This is a genomic window from Vibrio sp. 704, from assembly GCF_033339295.1.
The window spans coordinates 1-6474 of the sequence record NZ_JAWOUH010000036.1 but is presented as its reverse complement, the minus strand read 5'-3'; the positions used below and the strand labels follow the sequence as shown (position 1 = coordinate 6474).

Below are 6474 nucleotides of genomic sequence, written 5' to 3'. Positions count from 1 at the left end.
GCGACACTAGCTCAGTTGGTAGAGCGCAACCTTGCCAAGGTTGAGGTCACGAGTTCGAACCTCGTGTGTCGCTCCAGATTTAAGGCCTAACATGAAAATGTTAGGCCTTTTTCGTATTTTTTGAAAATCTCAAACTTCTTTTCTGTCACAGACTTCGTTAAGTAACGAACCCTTTGTCTCATTGACTCAAGTGATTGTTCATTCTGCCATTGCAAAGCATCTTAGCCATTCCTACTAGTCTATGTTTAAACCATCACTTGTGGAGAATAACCACTCTTGCTCCAGGCAAAGCTGTGACGAGAATGCTATCTTTTTAAATGTTCCGGATATAGAAAGGAATGTTTTACGATTAAGCAGCACAACCTTAAACCTCTGTTGGATGAGGTGATGATATCTCAAGAATATTTGTTTAAATAACAGCTGTTTGAGAGAAGCAGAAAAGCATAGCTCACGACTATGAGCACGACAGTTGCGATGGGGTATGTTTTGTTGTGATTTACATCACTGTTACTAATATGAAAAATCGTTGCCAGAAGATTTTATTTTGTGATAAATTCGCGCGCAATCTCGGAGCGTAATTAACAACGTTTGATCTCTGGGGGATACGCGTAGTGACCATTCAAGCTGATTGTGACACTGCGTAGGGTAGGTATCGGCAAAGCCTTTTGTCGATAGACGGGATACTAATGCTGTAAACGCGGCATATTAATGGGAAACCCAACATTGAAACCTTTGAATAAACACACACTAATCAGCTTCATACTGCCGAAATGTCCTGTTTTACAAAACGGGTGCATTACAGAACCTTGATTAATCCCTTTTACATATAAAGTCGCGAGTATCGTGGCGGATGATCTGTATTTGTCATTTATGCACTGACAAATGCGGAGGGGTATTCACACCTCCTGTAATTTCATTCTAATGATTATTAATACAGGATACAGAATTATTATAATTCAAGGGATTATGTAGTATGAGCACTGCCTTTGAAGTCGATAGCAATATCGCAAACATTTTTTCGTCTCAGGTTCCTATCGTTGAGGGAACGTATGACTTAACGCCAGATCAAGTATTGATTGATCAGGCTGAGCATGAATCTGAAGTACGTTCTTATCCACGTCGTTTGCCGATCGCAATTAAACAAGCCTTTGGGTGCTTGGTTGAAGATACGCGTGGACAGATCTTTCTAGACTGCCTTGCTGGGGCAGGCACTCTAGCTTTGGGGTATAACCATCCTGAAATAAACCAAGCTCTGAAAGAGCAATTAGATTCAGGACTGCCATATCAGACGCTAGATATTGCAACATCAGCAAAAACGACGTTTATTCAATCTGTTAAGTCTTTTCTTCCTCAAGAGTTAAGCGAGAACAGCGTTATCCAATTTTGTGGCCCGTCTGGAGCTGATGCGGTTGAAGCTGCTATCAAGCTCGCGAAACAGACTACCGGTCGCAACACTATGTTTGCCTTCCGCGGCGCATACCATGGTATGACTAATGGTACGATGGGGATGATGGGTAACTTAGGCACGAAAGCTCGTCGAACTGGTTTGATGTCGGATGTGCACTTTATGCCTTTCCCATACAACCTGCGTTGTCCTTTTGGGCTTGGCGGTGATGAAGGTGCGAAAGCAAGTATTCGCTATATCGATCGTCTTTTAAACGATGATGAGTCAGGCATTATGAAGCCTGCCGCGATTATCGTGGAGCCAGTGCAAGGTGAGGGTGGTGTTGTTCCTGCGCCAGCATTCTGGCTACGAGAGTTACGTCGTATTTGTGATGAACACGGTATCTTACTGATCTTCGATGAGATCCAGTGTGGTGTTGGTAAAACTGGCTACAATTTCGCGTTCGAAGAGTCGGGCATTGTTCCAGATATTCTGTGTTTATCAAAAGCAATTGGTGGTGGATTACCAATGTCGCTATTGGTTATCAACAAGCAACATGATACATGGAAGCCGGGCGAGCACACAGGTACATTTCGTGGTAACCAGTTAGCCATGGTCTCTGGTGCGAAAGCATTAGAAATTATCCAACGTGATAATCTTGTTGAGCATGCCAATATTGCGGGTCAGTACTTGCGCTACGGCCTTGAAAGTATTCAAAAGCGTGTGAACTGTATCGCAGAGGTTCGTGGCAAAGGTTTGATGCTAGGCGTGGAGATTAAAACTCCAAACGGTGAGCTCAATAAATTTGGTGAACCTCAAGCGGATAGTGAACTCACACTTTCTATTCAACGCGCAGCACTCGAGCGTGGCTTGATCGTTGAGAAAGGTGGACGCGAAGGCGCAGTAATTCGTTTCCTTCCTCCTCTTATCATCTCGTTTGAGCAAATCGACTTTGCTTTACGTGTATTTGAAGACGCGATTTTAGCCGCTGGCGGTAGTCACATCGAAATTCAGCCACAAGATGAATGGAAGAAGCATTTCATCCACACTGGAGAGATGGGCAGCAATGAATTTGCTTCGGTGATGAATCACACTACTACGGCAATGAAGTCAGTGTTTGAACAAGTGGCTGCACCGTATTCAGGTATGGATCCAAAAGCATTGGAAGCAGCGATTCACGACGTTGATCTTGATAATGGAAATGCGCCTCTTAAAACCGTTATCGACGATGCTGCTGAGCTGGTCGCGAAAAACGCAATTTTTACTCAACATCCAGATTGTATTGCTCACCTGCATACTCCACCTTTGATGCCAGCGATTGCGGCAGAGGCAATGATTGCGGCTTTGAACCAGTCTATGGACTCATGGGATCAAGCTTCATCAGCGACTTATGTTGAACAGAAAGTTGTGAACTGGCTATGCGATAAATATGAGTTAGGTGAAAAAGCGGACGGTATCTTCACGAGCGGCGGCACGCAAAGTAACCAAGTGGGCTTGATGTTAGCGCGTGACTGGATTGCTGACAAACTCAGTGCACACTCAATTCAAAAGCTTGGCCTTCCTGAATACGCAGACAAGCTACGTATTGTATGTTCAAAAAAATCCCACTTCACGGTTCAAAAATCAGCGTCTTGGATGGGGCTGGGTGAAAAAGCGGTCATGACTGTCGATGCTAATGCCGATGGAACGATGGATGTCACTAAATTAGACGAAGTTCTCAATCAGGCCAAAGCAGAAGGTTTGATCCCATTTGCCATTGTTGGCACAGCGGGCACAACGGACCACGGTGCTATTGATGACTTAGACTTTATCGCCGATATGGCAGCGAAACATGACATGTGGATGCACGTCGACGGTGCATACGGTGGAGCTCTGATTCTAAGTAGCCAAAAAGCGCGTCTGAAAGGTTGTGAGCGTGCACATTCCATCAGCGTAGACTTCCATAAGCTGTTTTACCAAACCATCAGTTGTGGTGCGCTATTGGTAAATGACAAGTCTAACTTTAAATTCCTGCTTCACCATGCAGACTATTTGAACCGCGAACACGACGAACTACCGAACTTGGTGGATAAGTCTATTGCGACAACTAAGCGTTTTGATGCGCTCAAAGTGTTTATGACGATGCAAAGCGTAGGGCCAAAAGCCCTAGGCGATATGTATGATCATTTGCTTGAGCAGACGCTTGAAGTGGCGGACATGATTCGAGAAACCAAACACTTTGAGTTGTTGGCTGAACCATCACTATCTACGGTTCTGTTCCGCGCGACAAATGAATCAGCGGATCTTGATGAACTGAACAAAACGTTGCGCTTAGAAGCGTTAACACGCGGTATTGCGGTATTGGGTGAAACCATTGTCGACGATAAAACTGCATTGAAATTTACGATTTTGAACCCGTGTCTGACGACGGCGGACTTTGAATCTTTGCTCTCAAAAATCAATACGCTAGCGGCAGAGCTAGTTTAACAAAGGTAACGGAAAACTATGGCAATTCTACAGATTGGTGCAGGCGGCGTTGGCTGGGTAGTTGCACATAAAGCAGCACAAAACAACGACGTTCTGGGTGATATCACAATCGCATCACGTACCGTAGGTAAGTGTGAGAAAATCATCGAATCGATTCAGAAGAAAAACAATCTGAAAGATTCAACTAAGAAATTAGAAGCGCGAGCGGTAAACGCGGACGACGTAGATTCTTTAGTTGCTTTAATTAAAGAAGTACAACCTGACTTAGTGATCAACGCAGGTCCTCCTTGGGTGAACATGTCTATTATGGAAGCATGTTACCAAGCTAAAGTGTCATACCTTGATACATCTGTTGCGGTTGATTTGTGCTCTGAAGGCCAACAAGTACCTCAAGCTTACGATTGGCAGTGGGGTTACCGTGAGAAGTTTGAAGAAGCGGGCATTACAGGTATTCTTGGTGCTGGTTTCGATCCGGGCGTAGTATCGGTGTTTGCCGCATACGCAGTGAAGCATCTGTTCGATGAAATCGATACTATCGACGTAATGGATGTAAACGCAGGCGACCACGGTAAGAAGTTCGCAACTAACTTTGATCCAGAAACGAACATGCTTGAGATTCAAGGCGATTCGTTCTACTGGGAAAACGGCGAGTGGAAACAAGTACCTTGTCACTCACGTATGCTTGAGTTTGAATTCCCGAATTGTGGTTCACACAAAGTGTACTCAATGGCGCACGACGAAGTTCGATCTATGCAAGAGTTCATCCCGGCGAAACGCATCGAATTCTGGATGGGCTTTGGTGACCGTTACCTAAACTACTTCAATGTGATGCGCGACATCGGTCTACTCAGCCCAGATCCACTAACGCTTCACGACGGTACGGTTGTTCAACCTTTGCACGTGCTAAAAGCACTACTACCAGATCCAACATCACTCGCGCCAGGCTACACTGGCCTAACGTGTATCGGTACTTGGGTTCAAGGTAAGAAAGATGGTAAAGAGCGCAGTGTATTTATTTACAACAACGCTGATCACGAAGTCGCATACGAAGATGTTGAACACCAAGCTATCTCATACACCACTGGCGTACCAGCGATCACTGCGGCTTTGCAGTTCTTCCGTGGCAAATGGGCAGACAAAGGCGTGTTCAACATGGAGCAGCTAGATCCAGACCCATTCCTAGAAACCATGCCATCTATTGGTCTAGATTGGCATGTTCAAGAACTGGAGCCAGGACAACCTGTTATCCATAAATTGAAGTAAGAATTTAGCGACTCTTATTTGTACGTTTAAGCCGATGCACTTGCGTCGGCTTTGTTCGATTTTATAGTGTCTTTGCTAAGGCGAAGGGACGTAAGGTATCAAAATGCAACAAAACGAACTAAAAACGCCATACTTCATGATCAATGAAGACAAGCTGATTGAGAATCTAGAGAAAGCAAAACAGCTAAAAGACATCTCTGGTGTGAAGCTTGTATTAGCACTGAAGTGCTTCTCAACATGGGGTGTATTCGACATCATCAAGCCTTACCTAGACGGAACAACAAGTTCTGGCCCGTTTGAAGTGAAGCTTGGCTACGAAACGTTCGGTGGTGAGACACACGCATACAGTGTGGGTTACAGCGAAGATGACGTTCGCGATGTGGCGGACATCTGTGACAAGATGATCTTTAACTCTCAGTCACAGCTAGCGGCTTATCGTCATATTGTCGAAGGTAAAGCATCGATTGGCTTGCGCCTAAACCCAGGTGTGAGCTATGCAGGGCAAGACTTAGCAAACCCAGCGCGTCAATTCTCTCGTCTTGGGGTTCAGGCTGATCACATCAAACCGGAAATTTTTGATGGTATTGATGGCGTAATGTTCCACATGAACTGTGAGAACAAAGACGTGGATGCGTTTATCGGCTTACTCGATGCTATTTCAGATCAGTTTGGCGAGTACCTAGATAAGCTGGACTGGGTGAGCATGGGCGGCGGGGTATTCTTCACATGGCCGGGTTATGACATCGAAAAGCTTGGCCTAGCGCTGAAAGCGTTTGCTGAAAAACACGGCGTGCAAATGTACCTAGAACCGGGCGAAGCGATCATTACCAAGACGACTGACCTAGTGGTCACTGTGGTTGATATCGTTGAGAACGTAAAGAAAACCGCGATTGTGGATTCAGCAACAGAAGCACACCGTCTTGATACGTTGATTTACGACGAGCCTGCATCGATTCTAGAAGCGTCTGAAAATGGTGAACATGAGTATGTGATCGGCTCGTGTTCATGCCTTGCGGGTGACCAGTTCTGCGTGGCGAACTTCGAACAGCCTCTAGAGATAGGACAGCGTCTGCATATTCTAGATAGTGCCGGTTACACCATGGTGAAACTAAACTGGTTTAACGGTCTACGTATGCCGTCGGTCTACTGTGAACGCTCGAATGGTGACATTCAAAAACTGAATGAATTTGACTACTCTGATTTCAAACGTTCACTGTCTCAGTGGTCAGTGAAATAAAACGTATTGAGTATTAGAACGACAAAGAGCAGCTGAATTGCTGCTCTTTTTATTTTCAGCCCTAAACCACCTACTTCAGTAGGTGGTTATCATCCGTTTCGGCTTTGCCTGTAAAACTACTCAT

3 protein-coding genes and 1 tRNA gene are annotated in these 6474 nt (G+C 45.1%); all 4 read left to right on the top strand.

From position 1 onward, the window contains the following. The 4 genes from R7R24_RS23900 to nspC all read left to right on the top strand — a co-directional run bounded on the left by R7R24_RS23900 (position 1) and on the right by nspC (position 6350). Positions 1–76, top strand: a tRNA-Gly gene (locus tag R7R24_RS23900). An 897-nt stretch (positions 77–973) separates the two neighbouring features. Next, the gene (locus R7R24_RS23895; protein WP_054577686.1) at positions 974–3850 is read left to right on the top strand and encodes a pyridoxal phosphate-dependent class III aminotransferase; all 2877 of its coding nucleotides are present in this window, start codon (positions 974–976) and stop codon (positions 3848–3850) included. Positions 3851–3868: 18 nt separating this feature from the next. Next, on the top strand, positions 3869–5113 hold the full coding sequence (locus tag R7R24_RS23890) for a carboxynorspermidine synthase (RefSeq protein WP_012841628.1): 1245 nt from the start codon (positions 3869–3871) through the stop codon (positions 5111–5113). Positions 5114–5216: 103 nt separating this feature from the next. Next, positions 5217–6350, top strand: a complete 1134-nt coding sequence (gene nspC / locus R7R24_RS23885) for a carboxynorspermidine decarboxylase (protein ID WP_054577687.1) — start codon at positions 5217–5219, stop codon at positions 6348–6350. The last annotated feature ends 124 nt before the right edge of the window (positions 6351–6474 follow it).